Annotated in this window: 18 protein-coding genes; 1 reads left to right on the top strand and 17 read right to left on the bottom strand. The window is 73.4% G+C overall.

From position 1 onward, the window contains the following. Positions 1 to 8: 8 nt before the first annotated feature. The 11 genes from MLV88_RS02140 to guaB all read right to left on the bottom strand — a co-directional run bounded on the left by MLV88_RS02140 (position 9) and on the right by guaB (position 12855). Positions 9 to 1322 carry a hypothetical protein gene (locus MLV88_RS02140; protein WP_242333861.1) on the bottom strand — a complete coding sequence of 438 codons (1314 nt, stop codon included), beginning with the start codon at positions 1320 to 1322 and terminating at the stop codon, positions 9 to 11. Positions 1323 to 1425: 103 nt separating this feature from the next. Next, positions 1426 to 1692, bottom strand: coding sequence for a hypothetical protein (locus MLV88_RS02145; RefSeq protein ID WP_242333864.1), 267 nt, complete (start codon positions 1690 to 1692; stop codon positions 1426 to 1428). An 80-nt stretch (positions 1693 to 1772) separates the two neighbouring features. Then, positions 1773 to 2945 carry a CaiB/BaiF CoA transferase family protein gene (locus MLV88_RS02150; protein ID WP_243336719.1) on the bottom strand — a complete coding sequence of 391 codons (1173 nt, stop codon included), beginning with the start codon at positions 2943 to 2945 and terminating at the stop codon, positions 1773 to 1775. A 2-nt stretch (positions 2946 to 2947) separates the two neighbouring features. Continuing rightward, positions 2948 to 3283 (bottom strand): SCP2 sterol-binding domain-containing protein, encoded by a 336-nt coding sequence (locus MLV88_RS02155; protein ID WP_242333870.1) that lies wholly within the window; start codon positions 3281 to 3283, stop codon positions 2948 to 2950. 98 nt (positions 3284 to 3381) lie between these two features. After that, positions 3382 to 3777 (bottom strand): response regulator, encoded by a 396-nt coding sequence (locus MLV88_RS02160; protein ID WP_242333872.1) that lies wholly within the window; start codon positions 3775 to 3777, stop codon positions 3382 to 3384. Positions 3778 to 3865: 88 nt separating this feature from the next. Beyond that, positions 3866 to 5680, bottom strand: a complete 1815-nt coding sequence (locus MLV88_RS02165) for an AMP-dependent synthetase/ligase (protein WP_243336720.1) — start codon at positions 5678 to 5680, stop codon at positions 3866 to 3868. Positions 5681 to 5690: 10 nt separating this feature from the next. Next, positions 5691 to 6506, bottom strand: a complete 816-nt coding sequence (locus MLV88_RS02170; RefSeq protein ID WP_242333878.1) for a tetratricopeptide repeat protein — start codon at positions 6504 to 6506, stop codon at positions 5691 to 5693. A gap of 32 nt (positions 6507 to 6538) precedes the next feature. Further along, the gene (locus tag MLV88_RS02175; protein WP_242333881.1) at positions 6539 to 7768 is read right to left on the bottom strand and encodes a hypothetical protein; all 1230 of its coding nucleotides are present in this window, start codon (positions 7766 to 7768) and stop codon (positions 6539 to 6541) included. Further along, positions 7765 to 9558 (bottom strand): hypothetical protein, encoded by a 1794-nt coding sequence (locus MLV88_RS02180; protein WP_242333884.1) that lies wholly within the window; start codon positions 9556 to 9558, stop codon positions 7765 to 7767. Before MLV88_RS02180 ends, MLV88_RS02175 begins: the two co-directional genes overlap by 4 nt. 159 nt (positions 9559 to 9717) lie before the next feature. Then, positions 9718 to 11274, bottom strand: coding sequence for a glutamine-hydrolyzing GMP synthase (gene guaA / locus MLV88_RS02185; RefSeq protein ID WP_242333887.1), 1557 nt, complete (start codon positions 11272 to 11274; stop codon positions 9718 to 9720). A 117-nt stretch (positions 11275 to 11391) separates the two neighbouring features. Then, the gene (guaB, locus tag MLV88_RS02190; RefSeq protein WP_242333890.1) at positions 11392 to 12855 is read right to left on the bottom strand and encodes an IMP dehydrogenase; all 1464 of its coding nucleotides are present in this window, start codon (positions 12853 to 12855) and stop codon (positions 11392 to 11394) included. Positions 12856 to 13092: 237 nt separating this feature from the next. Here guaB and MLV88_RS02195 point away from each other — a divergent pair, with 237 nt between their 5' ends. Then, on the top strand, positions 13093 to 15396 hold the full coding sequence (locus MLV88_RS02195; protein ID WP_243336721.1) for a TIGR02266 family protein: 2304 nt from the start codon (positions 13093 to 13095) through the stop codon (positions 15394 to 15396). Positions 15397 to 15419: 23 nt separating this feature from the next. Here the strand turns inward: MLV88_RS02195 and MLV88_RS02200 are convergent, their stop codons facing one another. The 6 genes from MLV88_RS02200 to MLV88_RS02225 all read right to left on the bottom strand — a co-directional run. Continuing rightward, complete coding sequence (locus MLV88_RS02200) at positions 15420 to 16100, bottom strand: DedA family protein (protein ID WP_242333897.1); 681 nt, start codon at positions 16098 to 16100, stop codon at positions 15420 to 15422. Between the two features lie 167 nt (positions 16101 to 16267). Further along, the gene (locus tag MLV88_RS02205) at positions 16268 to 16726 is read right to left on the bottom strand and encodes a cyclic nucleotide-binding domain-containing protein (RefSeq protein ID WP_242333899.1); all 459 of its coding nucleotides are present in this window, start codon (positions 16724 to 16726) and stop codon (positions 16268 to 16270) included. Beyond that, positions 16723 to 17250 carry a gamma carbonic anhydrase family protein gene (locus MLV88_RS02210; protein WP_242333902.1) on the bottom strand — a complete coding sequence of 176 codons (528 nt, stop codon included), beginning with the start codon at positions 17248 to 17250 and terminating at the stop codon, positions 16723 to 16725. The genes MLV88_RS02205 and MLV88_RS02210 overlap by 4 nt, the downstream gene beginning before the upstream one ends. After that, a complete protein-coding gene (locus MLV88_RS02215) occupies positions 17250 to 17648 on the bottom strand; it encodes a VanZ family protein (RefSeq protein WP_242333905.1) in 399 nt (132 codons plus the stop codon). The genes MLV88_RS02210 and MLV88_RS02215 overlap by 1 nt, the downstream gene beginning before the upstream one ends. Beyond that, positions 17645 to 19027, bottom strand: coding sequence for a tRNA (N6-isopentenyl adenosine(37)-C2)-methylthiotransferase MiaB (gene miaB / locus MLV88_RS02220; protein WP_242333908.1), 1383 nt, complete (start codon positions 19025 to 19027; stop codon positions 17645 to 17647). Before miaB ends, MLV88_RS02215 begins: the two co-directional genes overlap by 4 nt. 45 nt (positions 19028 to 19072) lie before the next feature. Then, positions 19073 to 19999, bottom strand: a 927-nt coding sequence (locus MLV88_RS02225) for a TonB C-terminal domain-containing protein (RefSeq protein WP_243336722.1), incomplete at its 5' end; no start/stop codon positions are given.

Below are 19999 nucleotides of genomic sequence, written 5' to 3' on the forward strand. Positions count from 1 at the left end.
GTGATCTCCTAGAACGGGTGCGCGCCGTGCGCGCCGATGCCGAACTCGAGCTGGACGAGCGTCTCGAGGCCGTCCTGTCCGCCCGGCCGCCGGTCGTACGCGACCTGCAGCCGGAGCCGCTGGAACTCCGAGGGGAGCCACGCCGCGAGCGCGGCCACGCGCTGCTCGGTCCCGGGCTCCGCCTCCCCTGCCGACGGCGCCCACTCGTAGCGCGCGCCGTAGCCGAAGTAGCTCCCCTGCCGCCAGAACGCCTGCGCCCAGCCGCCGGTGTCCGTGCCGCGCGGCGCGTCCGGGACGCCGCGAAAGCGGCGCGCGTACAGCTCGCCGGAGAGCGCGAGGTAGGACCGGCTCTCGAGCGGGCGGAAGCGCAGGTACAGATCCACACCGCCGAGGTCGCGGAACGCTCCGCCGCCCGGCTCGTCCCGGCGCGCCGCGGAGAGCCCGAGGCCGAGCGTCGCCGTCGCCGCGAGCGGGAAGAACTGCTCGAGGCGCGCGATGCCGGTGAGCGCCTCGGCCTCCCCCGCCCCGGGCGCCGTGCTCTGGGCCGCGAGGTGGAGCGTCGCGAACCAGGGCAGGGGCGCGAGCCAGCTCGCGTCCACGCCCGGGCCCGAGAGCACCTCGTCGGCGAGGAGCCGCGAGCGCGCGAGGGGCGCGTCCACGAACTCCCAGACGTGCGGGTGCTGCTGGTTCTGGCGGCCGAAGGGGCTGAAGAGCTTCCCCGCGCGGAGCTGCAGGCCGGCGGGGAGCGAGAGCGTCGTCAGGTACGCCTCCTCCACGTCGGCGCCGTCCGGCGTGAACGAGACGAACGCGTCGGCGCGCGCGTAGGGATCCACGACGGCCTGGAGCCCGAGCTCGAGCTCCTGGAACTGGAAGCCCGGCTTGTCCGCCGGGCCGAAGGGCCCCGAGCGCGGGGAGAGCTTCCCGATGTCGTAGGTCCCGAAGGTCGCGGCGCCGCTGCCGATGGCGCTCACGTCGGGCAGGAGCAGCACGCGCGCGTAGCGGGCCGCGTCGGAGGGCGCGGCGCCCGCCGTACCCGGGGCGGCCGCCCCGCCCTGGCCCGGGGTCTCCCCGCCGCCGGCCGCCGGCTGCCCGCTCGAAGCGGGCGCACCGCCCAGCTCGCGCGTGATGTCCTCCTCGAGCTTCTTCTTCTCCGCCTCGGACTGCTCGGCGGGTGCTCCGGGAGGCCCCTGCGGCGCGCGCGCCGGCGGACTCGCCTCACCGCTCGCCGCGCCGGTCGAAGCTGCCGGCGTCTCCTGCGCGCCGCCTTGCTGCGGCAGCGCGAGGACTGCGGCGAGCACGCTCGCCGCGATCGTCGTTCTCATGTCGTCCTGCTCCCGGGCGCGCGAGGCGCCCCTGGCCCGTCGTCACGGCTGCGCGACGCACCCCTGGTGAATGGGGCGGCCGCGGTTCGCGAAAGGCAACCGGCTACGCGGGGACGGGAGGGGACTGACCGGGGACTGCGCCGAGCGGAGCGCCGGCCAGAGGCGGGAGCCCGGGCGGGAGGATCACCTCGCCCGTGACCAGCGGCGAGGGCCTGAGCTCGGGGGTGGCGCGGGTCGCGACGTCGCCGATGCGCGAGACGCACACCGCGCACGGGTGCCCGCCGCTCCCGGGGTCCTCGAGGTGGACGTGCGGCGCGATCGCCGTGAGCGCCAGGTAGGCCGCGAGGGCCGCGGCGATGAGCGCGCGCATCGGCGGGAGAGGATGTTCGGGCGACCGGGGTGCTGTCAAGCCAATCGCCCGGACGCCCGGACGGGCCGCGGGCAGTGTCGTCACGGACCGAGCGCGCCGGCCGCCCGCAACGACGCGAGCTCCTCCTCGGAGAAGCCGGCCTCGCGCAGCACCGCCTCGCCGTGCTCGCCCATCCGCGGCGCCGGCCTCCGGGGCGCCTCCTCACCGCGGAGCCGCACCGGCGTCGCGACGCCGCGGATCGCCCTGCCCTCCCACGGCGTCGGCACCTCGACGAACGCGCCGCGCGCGGCGAGGTGCGGATCGGAGCAGGGCTCGTCGCCCTCCAGCACCGGCGCGACGCACACGTCGTGCGCCGCCGCGAAGGCCGCCCACTCGTCGCGCGTCCGCGCCGCGAAGATCGCCTCCAGCTCGGCGCGCGGGCCCGCGCCGCCGCCCTCGAGCTGGCGCGGCGCGAGCTCCGGCCGCCCGACCGCCTCGCAGAACGCCGCGAAGAACTTCGGCTCGAGCGCGCCGAGCGCCACGAAGCGCCCGTCCTTCGTGCGGTACACGCCGTAGGTGGCCGCGCCGCCGGAGAGCAGCTCCCGCCCCCGGACGGTCGGCGCGCCGCGCGCCCAGGCCAGGGCGAGCGGGAGCGTCATGAGGGCGAGCGCGCCCTCCGCCATCGACACGTCCACGTGAGCGCCCTCCCCGGTCGCCGCGCGTCGGACGAGCGCCGCGAGGATGCCCGCCACCGCGGGCCAGGCCCCGCCGGCGAGATCGGCGATCTGCACGCCCGGCAGGACGGGCCGCTCCGGCTCGCCGTTCAGCCCGAGCACGCCCGCGAGGGCGCAGTAGTCCACGTCGTGCCCGGCGCGCCCCGCGTACGGGCCGTCCTGGCCGTAGCCGGTGATCGAGCACAGCACGAGGCGCGGGCTCGCGGCGCGGAGCGCGGCGTAGCCGAGGCCCATGCAGTCGAGGACGCCGGGGCGGTACGACTCGACGACCACGTCGGCGCGGGCCGCGAGCCGCAGGAAGGCGGCCACGCCCTCGGGGCGGCGCAGATCGAGGGCGAGCGAACGCTTGTTGCGGTTGAGCGCGTGGAACGCGCCGGAGGCCTCGCCGGCGAGCGGCGGGAGCGAGCGGAGGGCGTCGCCGTCCGGCGGGGCCTCGATCTTCACCACGTCGGCGCCGAGATCCGCGAGGACGAGCGTCGCGAACGGCCCCGGGAGCAGCCGGGACAGATCGAGAACGCGGAGTCCCTCGAGCGGCGGCACCGCTACAGGATCTGCTGGAGCTTCATCGCGAGGCCCATGTCGCCCTGGATCTTGAGCTTGCCGGACATGAAGGCCATCTGCGCGTTGAGCTTGCCGTTCACGATGTTCAGGAAGTCGGCGTCGGTGGCGGCCACCGTGCACTTCGCGTTCGGTGCGTGCCCCTCGGCGACCCGGCCGCCCGGCGCCGTGCAGTCCACCGTCCAGACGCCACCGCCCGGGCCCGAGATGTTGAACTGGTACACGGCGCTGATCTTCTGCACCACGTCCGGCTTCGCCTGGAAGCGACCCGGGATGTGGCGCTCGAACACGTCCTTCACGCTCGTCACTTGCTCGGCCATCGGGCGGGGCCTCCTCGGCGCGCACCGATTCGGAAATCGGCGCGGCGTCGATGATACGTATTGGCCCGCGGAAGGGCTGTCAAGCGAGGGCTGCAGCGCTACGGGCGAGGGCGGGCGCGGAGCACGTCGGCCACGGCGGAGGTGAGCGCGTCGGGATCGACGGGCTTGATGAGCACCGCGTCGACCTCCCGCCCGCGCGCTCTCGCGATGTCGTCGCGCTCCGCCCAGCCCGTGACGATCACCACCGGGACCGTGGGGGCGATGGACTTCGCGGCCTTCGCCATCTCGAGCCCGCCCATCCCGGGCATGCCGACGTCGGTGACGACGACGTCGATCGAGTGCTCGGAGAGCGTCTTCAGCCCTTCCTGACCGCTCGCGGCCGGAAGCACCACGTAGCCCGACGCCTCGAGGACCTCGGCCATCAGCTCCCGGTTGTCGTCGTCGTCCTCGACGAGGAGGACTCGAAGGCCGCTCTGGTCCACCTGGCCCCCCATGGGTTGGCTCGGCCCCCGCTGACCTGGTGCCGGCGACAGTAGAGCAATGCTCCCCCCGGGCGCGAGCGCCCGTGGGGGGGAGCCCCGGCTACTCCAAGTAGAACGAGTCGAGGAGGTCCTTGTAGTTCTGCGTGACGACCTTGCGCTTGACCTTGAGCGTGGGCGTCAGCTCCCCCGACTCCTGCGTGAAGTCCCGCGGCACGATCGCGAACTTCTTGATGGTGGAGTAGCTCGCCTGCTTGGCGTTGAGCGCGTCGATCGCCTTCTGGATCTGGGCGCGCACGCGCGGGTCCTCGTGGAGCGCGGCGCCCGCCGGGACGCCGGCGTCGGTCGCCCACTTGCGGGCGTTCTCCTCGTTGAGCGCGACGAGCGCCGAGAGGAACTTCCGCTTGTCGCCGTGCACCATCACCTGCGAGACGAGCGGCTCCGTCTTGAGCTCGTTCTCGAGGTTCTGCGGCGCGACGTTCTTCCCGCCCGCCGTGACGATGATGTCCTTCTTGCGGTCGGTGATCCGGAGGTGGCCCGCCTCGTCGAGGTAGCCGATGTCCCCCGTGTACAGCCAGCCATCCCGCAGCACCTCCGCGGTCGCCGCCGGGGCGTTGTAGTACCCCTTCATCACGCCGGCGCCCTTCACGAGGATCTCGCCGTCGTCCGCGATCCGCACCTCGGTCCCGGGCACCGGCGGCCCGACCGTGCCGATCCGGTTCTCGCCCGGGCGGTTCACGAACGTGCCGGCGGACGACTCGGTGAGGCCGTAGCCCTCGAGGATGGTGAAGCCGAGCACGCCGAAGAAGTGGGCGATCTTCGGGGAGAGCGGCGCGCCGCCGGACACGAAGAGCCGCATGCGCCCGCCGAACTTCTCCTCGAGCGCGTGCGTGAGCTTCGGGAACACCAGCTTCTTGCCCACGAGGAAGCCGAAGGACGAGTAGCTCTTCCCCTGCTCGGCCGCGGTCGCGTACTGCTCGAAGCTCTCCATGGCGAGCTGGAAGAGCTTGCCCTTGAGGCCCGGCGTCGCGAGGCCCTTCGAGATGACCGTGTTGTAGGCCTTCTCGAAGATGCGCGGCACGGAGGGCATCACCGTCGGCCGCACCTCCGAGGCGTTGTCGAGGATCTTCTCGAGCGACTCCACGAACGCGCAGGTCGCGCCCGTGGCGAACCAGACGGCCTCGATGACCTTCGCGAACGAGTGCGCCATCGGCAGGAACATGAGGACGAGGTCGTCCGGGCCGATGAGCCGGATCTGCTCGATCGCATACCCCTCGTAGACCCAGTTGCCGTGGGTGAGGACGACGCCCTTCGGGTTGCCGGTCGTGCCGGAGGTGTAGATGAAGCTCGCCGGCGCGTCCGGGCCGACCACCGCGAGGCGGGCGGCGTGCGCGTCGGGGTTCGCGCGCCGCCACTCCGCGCCCGAGCGCTCCAGGTCCGCGAGCGTGCGCTCGAACGGATCCGCCGCGATCCCGGTCGCGCGGATGATGCCCTCGAGGGCGGGCAGCTTGCCCCGCACGTCGCGGATCTTCGCGACCTGCACGTCGGTGTCGCAGAAGACGAAGCGCGCCCCGGAGTCGGCCAGGATGTACTGGCACTCGGCGGCCTTGTTCGACTGGTAGATCGTGACCGTGATCCCCGCGGCGCCGAGGATGCCCAGATCGGCGAGGATCCACTCGATGTTGGTCTCGCCGATGATCGCCACCCGGTCTCCGGGGTGGAGCCCGATGGCGGCGAGGCCGTCGGCGACGTCGCGTGCCCGGCGGGCGAGGTCCGCCCAGGAGACCTCCTGCCAGCGCCCCTCGCGCTTCATCTTCACGGCGGTGCGATCGGCGCGCGCCTTCGCCTGCGCCTCGAACAGCGCGACCAGGTTGCGCGCGGCGGGCGACCCCGTCTTCAGCTCGGCCTCGGCGATCATCGCGTTCTCCTCACTCGGCGAGCTTGCGGCGGGCGATCCCCTGCCAGCGCCGCTCCTCGGCTTCGTCATAGCGTCCGGGCGCGTCCGCGGCAGCCTTCTCGAGCTGCTCGCGCGCCTCGCGCTTCCGCCCCTGCTTGCGGTAGGTGTCCGCGAGGTAGACGCGCGCGCGGACGTTGTCCGGGTTGCGCCCGAGCGCGTCCTTGAGCGCCCGCTCGGACTTTCGCGCGTCGTACTTGGGCCAGGGCAGCTCGTACCAGAAGCGGCCCCAGGCGGTCTGGATGGCGCCTCCCCCGAACCCGGGGTCGATCTTCTCGGCGTGCGAGAGCCGGTCCTTGAACTTCCCCTCCAGGCCCTCGCGCAGCGCGCGCAGGATGCCGAGCCCCAGCGCGTACTGCCCCATGCCCGCGGCCGCGTAGTTCCATCCCTCGACGCGCGCCGGGTTCGCCCGGATCGCCCGCTCGCCGTAGTCCCAGGCGCGCTTGCCGAGCCGCGTCTGCTCGTCCTTCGGCAGCGAGGGATCGTCCGCGAGCCAGACCTCGAGGCGCGCCCGCCGCCAGAGCACCTCGTAGTCCTCGGGCCCGAGGCGCTCCGCCTCGTCGAGCGCGGCGCCCACGGCCGCGAGCTCGGCGGGATCCGCGCGGCGGACGTACGCGGCGTCGGCGCGCGCGACGAGCGACGCGAGCGTCTGACTCGACGCAGCGGCCGCCGGTCCTGCCGGGGCGGCCGAGGAGAGCGCGGTCGCGAGAACGAGCGCGAGGGCGGGGACCATGAACGAGTTGTTGCACACCCGCGCCCGGCCGCGCAGGCTCCGGACGGAGGTCTTCACGATCCGTCACCCGGCGGGTGCGGATGACCCGGTCAGCCGGCGCAGATCAGCTGGAGCTGCACGCGATCGCCCTGCTGGAGCCGGCACGCGTTCTGGAACGTGACGGTCGCGGGGCGCCCCGAGAGGGGGGGCGTGTAGACCGCGCCGGCAGTGGCCGCCTCGGCCGTACCGTCGAGCGCGACCGTGCAAGGGATGGTCTCGAGCCCCGCGCGATCCACTCCGACCGCGAGCATGCGCCAGTCCGCGGGGGTCCCCTGGAGCGGCACCGACTGGGCGACGAGCAGGCCGGCGATGTCCTCGAGGATGCTCTTGAAGCTCGCGTCGCAGATGGAGCCGGTCCGGGTCCGCACGCTCCCGAGCGCGCTCGCGAGCTCCGTGAAGCGGAGCCCGCCGTCGAGCGCGGTCCCGCACACGTCGTTCGCGCAGGTGGCGCACGACGGCTCACCGCTCGCCGGGTCCACGCCGACGATGGATGCGACCACGACCTCCCGGCGCTCTCCGTCGATCGGGTCGCGGAGGAAGGTCACGACGTCGCCGATCGAGTCGAGGCTCGAGGCCTTGAAGCCCGGGTTGTGGCAGTCGACGTCGTCGACGGCGAAGGGCGCGGCCGTGTCGGAGCAGTCGTCCTCGTCGGAGACGAAGACGACCGCGAGCCGCGCCCCGCTCCGCAGGAACCCGGCGTTCGTGCCGTCCGCGATGCGATCGGAGAGCGCCAGGCGCGCCGCGCGGAACGGCTGCTCCTTGAACGTGCCGTAGGTGCCGACCCGCACGTTCGCCTTGAAGTCGTCGACGAGCGAGGGCGAGGAGGCGGTGAGGATGCGCGTCCCCTCGAAGCCCGTGCCGGACTTCCAGAGGATGTCGCCGGGCACCGCCACCCCGGGGGAGCTCTGCTGGATGGCGATGAGCGCGCCGTCCGGGAACGGCTTCCCCGTGGCCGGGCCGCTCGTGTACGCCTGGCCGCTGGTGGCGGTGGCGCCGTAGTCCTCGACCGAGGTGGAGGTGATCCCGATCTGGAACTCGTTCGCCACGGGCGCGGCGACGAGCGCGGTGATGAACGCGTTCAGGTTGTCGCGCAGGTTCGCCTGCTCCTCGTCCATCGAGATCGAGTCGTCGATGACGAAGAGGATGTCCGTCTTCACCGCCGCCGGAACGACCTGCGTCGACTCGCAGCGGGTGACCGCCTGCGAGGGCACCTGCTCGCAGGCGGCGAGCGCGAGCGCGCCCACCGCGAGGAGCGAGCCGGCGCGGGCCGCCCGGCTCACGGCTGGCACTCCAGCGCCGTCGAGCCAGGCGCGCAGCACACGCAGGTGCCGCGGCCGGTCCCGGGCGGCGTGTAGCAGCCCCAGTCCTCGACCCGACCGCCGAGCGCCTGTTGGCATTCGGTGCGGGTCGTGCAGCCGCTCCGCGGGTTCAGGGCGATGTAGTCGGCGGAGTAGGTCTCGCCCGGATCGGCCTCGCAGTTGTTCGTCGCATGGTTGATGTAGATGAACGTCGAGACCGCGACCGCGTCGCCGGCGTCCTTGGTGGCGGTGAACCACCAGTCGCACCGCACCGCGGCGCCGGTCGCGTCCTTGCAGAGGTTCTGGTCCTGCGCCGCGGCGAACGCCGTGCCGGCAGGCGCGGGCCCGTTGCAGGTCTTCCTCGGCTGGCCGTTCGCCTTGGCGATCCGGAGCAGCGCGATCTGGCCCTCGGCGGGCTCGGTATTCAGCTCCAGGCCTGCGGGCGGCTTCAGGATGTCGGCGACCGACTCGAGGAGCGTGCCGAAGTCCGGGTCGCACACCGAGCCCGTGATGACGTCCGCGCCCTTGCCGCGCAGCGCGTGGGCGGCGTCGAGGAGCCGGTTGCCGGGAGCCTGGGCGCCGCAGTTCGCAGAGCCGCAGGCGCAGTCGGTCTGGCAGCAGAGCCCCGCGGTGCACGAGTCCCCCGAGCAGGAGGTCTGCGCCGCCGGCAGGATGAACGCCGCGCCGAGCGGGCGGCCGAGGCTCGCGAAGTAGTCCACGATCTCGCCGACCCCGAACTCCTTCTTCTTGGTCGGGTCCGTCGACTCGTAGTCGCGCACGCAGGCGTCGGCGCCGGTCGGATCCGCGCGCATGACGATGCCCGCGCTGGCGTCGTTGGGGGAAGAGCAGTCGTCCTCGTCGCCGACGAACACGAGCACGAGCTTGGAGTCCTTGCGCGGCCACTCCGCCGGCGCCGTCGCGTTCGTCCCGTCCCACGCCGGGGCGCCCGACATCGTGTACGCGTCCTTCTGCTGTCCCCCGAGCGCCTTCTGCAGCGCGAGCCGCGCCGCCTGGAGCGCTTGCTCCTGGCCGGAGCCGCAGGTGCCGACGATCACGTTTCCGCCGACGCTCGTGCCGCCGACGAACCAGTCGATGAGCTGCTGCCGCGTGAAGCCCTGGCGGTTCTTCGCTCCCGCGCCGTAGAGCTCCTTGTCGAAGTGCAGGACGCGCGGGTTGCCGTGCCAGCCCACGAAGTCGCCCTGCGGGTAGCGGGCGCCCTCCACCGCGACTCCGACCGGGCTCTGCTGGCTCGTGCAGAAGGAGAAGTCGTAGGTGTGCGTGAGCTGCCCGCAGCCCGCGGCGCCGTTGGCGCCGAGCTGGTCGGCGAGCACGCTCGTCTCGCGGGTGCACTTCACCACCTGCCCGTCGTCCCCGAGCAAGGGGGTGCCCGACGAGTTCACGCAGGTCCCCGCCTGGCACGTGTACGCGAAGGAGCTCCCGTACTCCGGGTTCCAGAACACCGACGTCGTGGTGACCGCGATGTGGAAGTCGATCGGCAAGCGCCCGGCCGCCGCGCGCTCCGCGTTGAACTGATCGATCCTGGAGACGAACCGGGTGAAGTTCTGGGCGAGCTTCGCCTGCTCGGCTGCCATCGACCCGGAGTCGTCCACGACGAACAGGATGTCCGCCGACGAGAGATCCGAGAGCGTGACGCGCTCGTTGCCGGGCTGCACCAGGCAGTGGCCGACGGGGTTGAAGTTGTAGTCCTGACACCCGGCCGCCGCGAGCATTGCCAGCGGGGCGAGCGCGCGGACCGCGGACGATCGCGCCATCTTGGAAGCCTCCGATCCGGCGGGATGATAGCCCTCTGCCGCCAGCCGGCAAACTAAGGAAGCGAGCAACCTCGCGCCTACACCGGCGACCGGGTGGGCGCGCCGCGCCTCCTCTGCGAGGCGAGGCCCCGGCGGTGCCGGGGCGCTTCCCGGCGCGCGCTACTCCCACTCGATCGTGGCGGGCGGCTTCGAGGAGATGTCGTACACGACGCGGTTGATGCCGCGGACCTCGTTGATGATGCGCGAGGACATGCGCCCGAGGAGGTCGTAGGGCAGGCGAGCCCAGTCGCCGGTCATGCCGTCCGTCGACTCGATGGCGCGGATGGCGCAGGTGGCCTCGTAGGTGCGCTCGTCGCCCATGACGCCGACGCTGCGCACCGGGAGGAGCACCGCGAACCCCTGCCAGAGCTTCTCGTAGAGGCCGGCCGCGCGGATCTCCTCCTGGACGATGGTGTCCGCCCTGCGGAGCACGGCGAGCCGCTCCTCGGTGACCTCGCCGAGCACGCGGATGGCGAGCCCCGGGCCGGGGAACGGCTGGCGCTGGACGATGTGCGGCGGCAGCCCGAGCTCGATCCCGAGCCGGCGCACCTCGTCCTTGAAGAGCTCGCGCAGGGGCTCGACGAGCCCGAGCTTCATCACCTCGGGGAGGCCGCCGACGTTGTGGTGGCTCTTGATGGTGGCGGACGGTCCCTTGAAGGAGACCGACTCGATGACGTCGGGGTAGAGCGTGCCCTGGACGAGGAACTGGGCGCGCTCGCCGCCGGCGGCGAGGCCCTCCACCTGCTCCTCGAACACCGCGATGAACTCGCGGCCGATGATCTTGCGCTTTTGCTCGGGGTCGGTGACGCCGGCGAGCTTCGCGAGGAAGCGCTCGGAGGCGTCCACGGTCACGAGCGGCAGGTGGAACATCCGCCCGAAGACCTCCTCGACCTGGGCGCGCTCGCCGGCGCGGAGCACGCCGTTGTCCACGAAGATGCAGCGGAGCCGGTCGCCGATGGCGCGGTGGACGAGGAGCGCCGCGACGGCGGAGTCCACGCCGCCCGAGAGCGCGCAGAGGACGTGGCCGTCCTTCACCTGGGCGCGGATCTGCTCGACCGCGATCTCCACGTAGGCCCGCATCGACCAGCTGCCGGAGCAGCCGCACACGCGGTAGGCGAAGTTGCGGAGGATGTCCTTGCCGAGCGGCGTGTGGACCACCTCGGGGTGGAACTGCACGCCGAAGAAGCGCCGGCGGCGGTCCTCGACGGCGGCGAACGGCGCCGAGGACGTCGCGGCGATGGGCTCGAACCCGGGCGGCAGCGCCTCGACGCGGTCGCCGTGGCTCATCCAGACGTCGAGCTTGCGCGGCAGCCCCTCGAACAGCTCCGCGCCCTCGCGCGTCTCGATGGTCGCCGGGCCGAACTCGCGGTGCGCGGCCTTGTCCACGCGCCCGCCCAGCTCATGGGCGAGGAGCTGGAGGCCGTAGCAGATCCCGAGGACGGGGACGCCCAGCTCGAAGGCGAGCCGGTCGGCGCGCGGGCTGCCCTCGGCGAGCACCGACATCGGCCCGCCGGAGAGGACCACGCCCCGGGGCGCGAACGCGCGCATCGCCTCGGGCTTCATCGTGCACGGGTGGATCTCGCAGTAGACGCCGAGCTCGCGCAGCCTGCGCGCGATGAGCTGCGTGTACTGCGACCCGAAGTCGAGGATGAGGATCTTCTCTGCGTGGATGTCCAACGCGGGCCTCCGGCTCCGACGTCAAAGACCGCTCGCCTCGCCGCCTGTCGGGTGCGAGCGGCAAAAGCCGCGCTGCGCCGGCTCGTGGTCCGACAGGCTCACCACGAGCGGAGGGAATCAGTCCGCCCGGTAGTTCGGCGCTTCCTTCTCGATGATGACGTCGTGCACGTGGCTCTCGCGCAGGCCGGAGGTGGAGATCCGCACGAAGCGCGGCTTCACCCGCAGCTCCGCGATCGCCTTGCAGCCGAGGTAGCCCATGCCGCTGCGCAGGCCGCCCACGAGCTGGAAGAGCGTCATCTCGACGGTGCCCTTGTACGGCACCCGCCCCTCGATGCCCTCGGGCACGAGCTTGTCGGCGTCCGAGACCTCGGCCTGGAAGTAGCGGTCCTTGGAGCCCTGCTTCATCGCGCCGAGCGAGCCCATGCCCCGGTACGACTTGTAGCTGCGGCCCTGGTAGAGGATCACGTCGCCGGGCGCCTCCTCGGTGCCCGCGAGCAGGGACCCGATCATCACGCTCGACGCGCCGGCCGCGATGGCCTTCACGAGGTCGCCCGAGAACTTCACGCCGCCGTCGGAGATGACCGGCACGCCGTACTTCTCGGCGGCGCGGGTGCAGTCGTCCACCGCGGTGATCTGGGGGACGCCGACGCCGGAGACCACGCGCGTCGTGCAGATGGAGCCGGGGCCCACGCCGACCTTCACCGCGTCCACCCCCGCCTTGCAGAGCGCCTCGGCGGCCTCGGCGGTCGCCACGTTGCCGGCGACGAGCTCGACGTTCTTGAAGTTCGTCTTGGTCGCCCGCACCGCCTCGAGGACGTCCCGGTGCGCGCCGTGGGCGGTGTCGATGGCGATGACGTCCACGCCCGCCTTGAGGAGGGCCTGGATCCGCTGCTCGCGATCGGCCCCCACCCCCACCGCCGCGCCGCAGAGGAGCCGGCCGAGCTTGTCCTTGGCGGCGTTCGGGTGCTTCTGGATCTTCTCGATGTCCTTGATGGTGACGAGGCCGCGCAGCTCGAACGCCTCGTTCACGACGAGGAGCTTCTCGATCCGGTGCCGGTGGAGGAGCTCCTTCGCCTCCTCGATCGTCACGCCCTCGCGGGCGGTGACGAGGTCCTTCGTCATCACCTGCTCGACGCGCTGCTCGAGGTTCTTCTCGAAGCGGAGGTCGCGGTTCGTGAGGATGCCGACCAGCCGGCCCTTCTGGACGACGGGGATGCCGCTGATCCCGTTCTCGCGCATGAGCGCGACGGCGCGGTGGATGGGCGCCTCGGGCTCGATCGTGATCGGGTCCCCGACCACCGCCGACTCGTACTTCTTGACCTTGTGGACCTCGGCCGCCTGCTGCTCGACGGTGAGGTTCTTGTGGACGAAGCCGAGCCCGCCCGAGGAGGCCATCGCGATGGCCATCCGCGCCTCGGTCACCGTGTCCATGGCGGCCGAGACGATCGGGATGTTGAGCTGGAGGTTGCGGGTGAAGCGCGTCGACGTCTCGACCGACTTCGGGAGGACGTCGGATTCCGCGGGGAGCAGCAGGACGTCGTCGAACGTCAGCGCGAGGCGGAGGTCGTCGCGGTTGAGCATGGGGACGTATAATCGAGCGCGCTCGGACCGGTCAAGACGCCCGGTTCCCCTACGGATCCGGCGGGAGCGGGCCGGGCGCGGGTCACCCCGGCGCGAGGGGCCGGCGCTCGACGCCCGCGCGCCTCGCCCCCAGCGCCTCGGGAGGTGCGCGGGGGCCCACACACGCCGCGCGGACGCTGCGCCGCAGGGTGAACACCCGCTTGCCCGCCCGTCCGCCGGAAGACGATAATCGCCGCGGTGGAGGGGCCACACGACAAGCGCGGCGGGGGCCGCACGCCGGTGGGCCTCGCCGTCCGGCTCTCCTACGGCACCATCGACGAGCTCGTGGAGCGCTTCGCGGTGAACATCTCCCGCGGCGGCGTGTTCATCCGCACGCGCGCGCCCAGGCCGGTCGGCACCCGGCTCGCCCTGGAGCTCCGGCTCTCCGGCGGCGAGGCGGCGATCCGGGGCGAGGGCGTCGTGCGCTGGATCCAGGCCGAGGATCCGGCGGCTCATCCGCGCCGCGCGCCGGGCATGGGCGTGCAGTTCACGAGGCTCGACGACGCCTCGCGGGCGCTCGTCGAGCGGATGGTGGAGCTGAAGGAGCGCCGCGGCGTCGCCCCCGGCGTGATCGCCCCCGCGCCGATCGCCGCCCGGCCGGACGGGACCCCCGCGCCCACGCGCGCGCCCGACGCGGCGCTCCCTACGCCGCCCCCACCGTCCGCGCCGCCGGTGCTGACGCCGCTCCCCGCCGCGCCCTCGCCCGCCCAGGCCGACCTCGCCGCGAGCCACCGGGTGGAGCAGCTCCAGGCCGGACCGGCGCGCATCGACCTCGGCCTCCCGGACGCGCCGCGGCCGGTCACCCGCCCCTCGCGCGCGATCATCGGGATCGACCTCGGGACGTCCAACTCGTGCGCGGCGGTCGTGAAGGACGGGCGGCCGTACGTGATCCCCTCGCGCGAGGGGCACGCCACCGTGCCTTCGATCGTCGGGCTCAACGCGCGGCAGCGCGTCGTCGTCGGTCACCTGGCGAGGTCGCAGCTCCTCACGAACCCCAAGACGACCGTCTCGGGCGCGAAGCGCCTCATCGGGCGGGCCTGGGACACGCCGCTCGTGCAGGAGATCCGCGAGAAATACCCCTACGAGATCGTGCCCGGCGACGAGGGCCTCGCGGCGGTGCGGCTCGGGCCCGAGACCGTCTCGCTCGAGCAGATCTCCGCGCTCGTGCTGGGAGAGGTCCGCGACGTCGCGCAGAACCACCTCCACGAGGAGGTGAACCGCGCGGTCGTCACCGTGCCCGCGTACTACAACGAGCGGCAGCGCGCGGCGGTCCGCCACGCGGCGGCGCTCGCGGGGATCCAGGTCGAGCGCATCCTGAACGAGCCGACCGCGGCCGCGCTCGCGTACGCCTACGGCCGCCACCTGAACCAGCGCGTCCTCGTCTACGACCTCGGCGGCGGGACGTTCGACGCCTCCGTGCTCGAGCTGTCCGACAACGTCTACGAGGTCGTCTCGACCGGCGGCGACACCTTCCTCGGCGGGGTGGACTTCGACGACCGGATCGTCGAGCGGCTCCTCGCGATCTGGGAGGAGCGGACCGGCGCGCCCTTCCCGGACGACCGCGTCGCGCTCTCCCGCCTCGTCGACGCCGCCGAGCGCGCCAAGTGCGCGCTCTCCGAGCGCGCCGAGTTCCCGGTGAGCCTGCCCTTCCTCGCCCTGCGCGACGGCGCGCCCGTCGCCCTCGAGGCGGTGCTCACCCGCGACGAGATCGTCGCGCTGGTCGAGCCGCTCGTCGACCGCACCCTCGACGTGTGCCGGGAGGTGCTCCTCGCGAAGGGGCTCGGGACGAAGGACATCGACGAGGTGCTGCTCGTCGGCGGGCAGTCGCGGATGCCGCTCGTGCACCGGAAGGTGGCGGCGTTCTTCGGCCGCCCGCCCTCGCACGCGGTCCACCCCGACGAGGCCGTCGCCCTCGGCGCGGCGCTCCTCGCCCACTCGCTCGGCAGCGCCGAGGGGGTGGTCCTCATCGACGTGCTGCCGATGTCGATCGGCATCGGCCTGCCCGGCGGCCGCGTGAAGACCATCATCGAGCGGAACACGCCCCTCCCCGCCCGCAAGCAGTACGGGCTCACGACGACGCGCGACGGGCAGACCGAGTTCGAGCTCGCCGTCTTCCAGGGCGAGAGCCGCGCGGCGTCGGAGTGCGAGTACCTGGGCACTCTCCGTCTCGAGGGGCTCCCGCCCGGCCCGCGCGGCATGGTGAAGATCGCGGTCAGCTTCGAGCTCGGGCCGGAGTGCCTCCTCACCGTCACGGCGCGCGAGCTCAACACCGGCCGCGAGGTGCAGGCGGTGATGTCGGCGGGCGAGGGGGCGGAGGCGGCGCGGCGCAAGCTCGAGCAGGGCGGCGGGGCGGACGCGGCGCGGGCGCAGACCGGGAACTTCCCGGCGCCCGGGAACCTGGCCGCGGGCGCTGCGGATCCCGCCGTCGCGGCGGCGAGCGCCGGCGGCGCGCTCGGCGGCCTCTTCCGGAGGATCTTCGGCCGGCGCCCGGAAGCGCGCTAGAGCCTCGCGTCCGGTCGGTTCCGCTACTCCCGCTCCGCCTCGGACGCCAGGGCGGGCGGGGCGGAGCGACGTCCTTGCGCCCATCGGAAGACGAGGGCGAGGAGCACGACGAGGACGCCGAGCAGGATGTAGTTCGAGAATCTCCCGGCGACGCGGGTCGCGGCGTGCAGGTCGGAGCCGAACCAGAAGCCGACGCAGACCCACAGCGGCGCGGAGACGAGCGCCGCGACGCCGTCGAAGAGCAGGAACTCCCAGTACGGCATGCGGGCGTGGCCGACGGTGAAGAAGGTCGGCGCGCGCAGGCCGGGCAGGAAGCGCGCGAACATCACGACCACGTTGCCGCGCGTCCGCACCTTCCGCTCCACGAGCTGGAGCTTCTCCGGAGTGATGAGCCGGCGGAGCGGGCGGAAGTCGGCGATGCGCGCCCCGAACCGCCGCCCCGCGAAGAAGATCACCGAGTCGCCGGCGAGGATGCCGCCGAGCCCCATCACGATCATCGTGAGGAGGCCCTCGTCGTGGAGCATCCCGGAGAAGGTCGCGTGGCTCAGATCGGACGCGAGCCAGGCGAGGACGCCGGCGGTCACGAGGACCACGTCCTCGGGCATCGGCAGGCCGAACCCGCAGAGGACCAGCATGACGAAGACGACGCCGTAGCCGACGTGGAGGGAGTGGCCTCCCAGGATGGCGACCAGGCGTTCGAGCATGCGGCCTTCCGTTCTCCCCGAATTACCCCGAAACCGCCCGAGCGTCACGCGCTAGCCGCGCGGCGCGCGCCTCGATATCGCGGGACCCCCGACGAGAACGATGCGCGCGCCCCGGCGCTTCCCGCCCGCTCGCCCGGAGGGCGGGCAGGGAGGCAGCCCGCGCGTCCCTAGCTCATACGACGGGCGGCGAGCTCCCGGAGGGCGTCGCGGTTCTCCGCGACCTTCTCGGCGAGATCGCCGCCGATGGCCAGCGCGAGCTTCAGGCAGGCCTGCGGCTTCTGGGGCTGCAGCCGCACGAAGTCGCGCTGCGTGATCTCCACCACCTCGCAGGCGGTCCCGGCGACCGCGGACACGAGCCGGACGCTCCGGCCGAGCAGCGCGAGCTCCCCGAGGTGCTCGCCCGCGCCGAGCACGGCGAGCTCCTTCTCGCCCTCGGGCGTGCGCTGCGTGACGCGGACGGTGCCGGACTTCACGATGAAGAGCGACTCGCCGACCATGTTCTCGACGAAGAGCGGCGTGCCCGCCGGGATCGCCTTCTCGAGCGCGATGCCGGCGAAGATCCTGAGGCCCGTCTCGGTGAAGTCCTTGAAGAGCGCCGCGCGCCGGAGCGCCTCGAACGCCGTCATCCCCCACCCCCCTCGCCGCGGTAGCGCGCGGCGTACCCCGCGTACCGCTCCGCAGAGGTCCGGAGGAAGGCGCGCTCCTCCGGCGTGAGCTCGCGGCGCGGCCGCGCCGGCGAGCCCAGCACGAGCGTGCCCGGCGGCACGATGGTCCCGGGCGAGACGAGCGCCCCCGCGCCGACCATCGCGTCGGGGCCCACCACCGCGCCGTCCATGACGATCGCGCCGATGCCGACGAGGCAGCGCTCGCGGATGGTGCACCCGTGCAGCACCGCGCGGTGACCCACGGTCACGTCGTCGCCGATGACGGTCGGGTGCGTCCCCGAGGTGACGTGGACGACGGTGAGGTCCTGCAGGTTGGTGCGCGCGCCGATGCGCACGTGGTTCACGTCGCCGCGGACCACCGTGCCGAACCAGATCGACGAGCCCTCGCCGATCTCCACGTCCCCGACCACGACCGCGTTCTCCGCCACGAACACGGATCCGTGCAGGCGGGGCGCCCGCCCGGCGTACGGCGCGATGATCGGCATCAGCCGTCGATGCTAGCCCGCGCACCTACACGCCGCAAGATGACCGCCGCCACCGCCGCGCCTGCCGCGACGCCGAGCGCGTCGGCCGCGAGGTCGAGGAGATCGGGCGAGCGGTTCGGCACGAAGGCCTGGTGCCACTCGTCGGACGCCCCGTACGCGGTCCCCAGCGCGATGGCGAGCCCGAGCGGCACCCAGGCCGGGAGCCGCCACCCGCCGAGCGCCGCGCGCACGAGCGCGCCGAGCACCGCGTACGCGGAGGCGTGCAGGAGCTTGTCGTGCTCGAAGAGGCCCTGCGGCAGCTCGGGGAACGGGTGCGACTGGGAGGACGCCCAGAAGATGAGCGCGGCCCAGGCGACCGCCCCCGCGGCGAACAGCGCCGTGCGCGGGCGCGCGGTCACGCGAGCGTACCGGAGAGCGAGCTCCCGCCGGCGCGCGTGATGCGCGCGTGGACGAGCGCGCCGGTCGGCGCGGCCTGCTCGTCGGCAGCGAGGTGGACGACGGTGTTCTCCGGCGTGCGTCCGAGGCGCTCGCCCGGCTCGTCGGAGGGTCCCTCGACGAGGACCTCGACCACCTTCCCGAGCGCGGCCGCGAGCGCCTCCGCGGCGATGCGCCGCTGCGCGCCCTGAAGCCGCTCGAGCCGCTCGACCGCCACCGCGCGCGGGACCTCCTGCCACTCGGGCCCCGAGCCGAGGCGCAGGCCCGCGACCGTCTTCGGGCGCGGGCTGAAGAGGAAGCTGAAGCTCTGCTCGAAGCGCGCGCGCTCGAGGAGCGCGAGCGAGCCCTCGAAGTCCGCGTCGGTCTCGCCGGGGAAGCCGACGATGAAGTCGGTGGTGACGGCGATGCCGGGGCGGGCGGCGCGCAGACGATCGAAGCGGTCGAGGTACTCCGCGACCGTGTAGTCGCGGCGCATGCGGGCGAGGACGGGATCCGAGCCCGCCTGCACCGGCAGGTGGAAGTGGGGCATGACCTTGGGCTCGTCGCGGAACACCTCCACGAGCGCGTCGGAGAGGTCGTGCGGGTGACTCGTGGTGAAGCGGATCCGCGCGATCCCCGGCACGGCCGCCACGCGGCGGAGCAGCTCCGCGAAGGTGCAGCCGCCCGCGTAGGAGTTCACGTTCTGGCCGATGAGCGTCACCTCGCGCACGCCCACCTCGGCGAGCGCCGCGCACTCGGCCACGATCTCCGGGAACGCGCGCGACACCTCGCGGCCGCGGGTGTGCGGCACGATGCAGAACGCGCAGACGTTGTCGCAGCCCTTCATGGCGGTGACGAACGCGGTGGGCCGGCCGCGCGCGGCCTCGGGGTCCGCCTGCGGGAACACGTAGTCGTGCGAGTCCATCCAGCCCGTCTCGGCGAACCGCTCGCGCTCCGCCCGGGCGACCATCTCCGGGAGCTTGCCGATGTTGTCCGGGCCGAAGACGAAGTCCACGTACGGCACGCGCGCGAGGAGCCGGTCCTTCTCCTGCTGCGCGACGCAGCCGGACACCGCGATGAGCGCGCCGCGCCGCGCCTTCACCTCGCGGTAGCGCCCCAGGGCCGACAGGAGCTTCTGCTCCGCCTTCTCGCGCACCGCGCAGGTGTTGAGGAGGATGAGGTCCGCGTCTTCCGCGGTGTCGGCGCGCTCGAACGCGTGGCGGCCGAGGAGCTCGACCATCCGGTCGGAGTCCGACGCGTTCATCTGGCAGCCGAAGGTGTGGACGTACACCTTGCGGGGGGCGGCCGGGCGATCGCCGGGCGCGGAGGGGGCCTTGCGGGAGAGCGAGACGAGGTCGGACACGCGGGCGGAAACTAAGGAAGACCGGGGCGCGGAGTCAACCGGCGGCTATCCGCCCTCGCGCACCGCGACGAGCTCGATCCGGCTCTTCGCCTTCCGCTTCAGGGGGTAGACGAAGCCCTTCGGCTTGAAGTTCGCGTCGAAGGCCACGCCCGCGACGGGGACGGGCGGGATGACCGAGAGCTCGGTGACGAACGCCCACTCCGTCGTCGTGCCCGCGAGCCGGCGCGAGGGCGAGCGGCCGATGAGCCCCCGCGCCTGCGCGAGCGCGAGGCGGTCGTGGGCGGGGTTCCCGCTCGACGCGACGACCCTCGCCTCCGTGACGACGCCGTCGCCGTCCTCGGTCACCGCGACCACCGTGACGAGCGCCTTCGACCACGCGAGCCCCTTGCCGCCCGTCGCGGCGAGCGCGTCGATCCCCGCGACGAGGGACTCGCGCTCCCGGTCGCCCTCCGCCGCGGCGTGCACCGTGGCGTCCGTCCCCGGCGCGACGCCCCCGGGGGCGTCGGGTCCGTTCTCGAACGGCCGCCCCGAGCGGCCGTAGGCCTCGGCGGCGCCGAGGTAGGCGCCGGCGGTGTCCGCGAGGAGGTCGCGAGTCCCCTGCCCGCCTCCGCGCAGCACGCCGAAGTCCGGCGCGAACCCGCCAGCGAGCGCGTCCCGGAGGTCCATCCACGACGCGTCGGGGTAGCGCGCGAGATCGCGCGCGCGCATCTCGGCGAGCATGCCGTCCACGCGCCGCTTCGCGCGCGCGGCGGGCGCCTCCTCGCCGTCGCCGCCGCCCGGGGAGAAGAGCGACGCCGGGGGCGAGACCGCGAGCGCCTCCCGCCCGGCCGGCGCGCGCTCCGCGCCGAGCCCCTGCGCCTCGAACCAGCCGCGCGCCGCGGCGGCGTCGCCGGGCGGGAGCTCGCCCTGCGTCGCTGGCGGCGCCCTCGGCGCGGCGCGCTCGCGCGCTCCCGCCTCCGCGCCCGGGGCGAG

It is taken from the genome of Anaeromyxobacter soli, from assembly GCF_022808855.1.
In the GTDB taxonomy this organism is placed as follows: Bacteria; Myxococcota; Myxococcia; order Myxococcales; family Anaeromyxobacteraceae; genus Anaeromyxobacter; species Anaeromyxobacter soli.

What these genes read in the sequence shown, in the direction of transcription:
- guaB (WP_242333890.1), bottom strand. Translation starts at nt 12,855, where the DNA reads ATGCTCAACCGCGACGACCTCCGCCTCGCGCTGACGTTCGACGACGTC.
- MLV88_RS02155 (WP_242333870.1), bottom strand. Translation starts at nt 3,283, where the DNA reads ATGGCCGAGCAAGTGACGAGCGTGAAGGACGTGTTCGAGCGCCACATC.
- MLV88_RS02180 (WP_242333884.1), bottom strand. Translation starts at nt 9,558, where the DNA reads ATGGCGCGATCGTCCGCGGTCCGCGCGCTCGCCCCGCTGGCAATGCTC.
- MLV88_RS02160 (WP_242333872.1), bottom strand. Translation starts at nt 3,777, where the DNA reads ATGGGGGGCCAGGTGGACCAGAGCGGCCTTCGAGTCCTCCTCGTCGAG.
- MLV88_RS02200 (WP_242333897.1), bottom strand. Translation starts at nt 16,100, where the DNA reads ATGCTCGAACGCCTGGTCGCCATCCTGGGAGGCCACTCCCTCCACGTC.
- MLV88_RS02145 (WP_242333864.1), bottom strand. Translation starts at nt 1,692, where the DNA reads ATGCGCGCGCTCATCGCCGCGGCCCTCGCGGCCTACCTGGCGCTCACG.
- MLV88_RS02165 (WP_243336720.1), bottom strand. Translation starts at nt 5,680, where the DNA reads ATGATCGCCGAGGCCGAGCTGAAGACGGGGTCGCCCGCCGCGCGCAAC.
- MLV88_RS02210 (WP_242333902.1), bottom strand. Translation starts at nt 17,250, where the DNA reads ATGCCGATCATCGCGCCGTACGCCGGGCGGGCGCCCCGCCTGCACGGA.
- MLV88_RS02205 (WP_242333899.1), bottom strand. Translation starts at nt 16,726, where the DNA reads ATGACGGCGTTCGAGGCGCTCCGGCGCGCGGCGCTCTTCAAGGACTTC.
- MLV88_RS02140 (WP_242333861.1), bottom strand. Translation starts at nt 1,322, where the DNA reads ATGAGAACGACGATCGCGGCGAGCGTGCTCGCCGCAGTCCTCGCGCTG.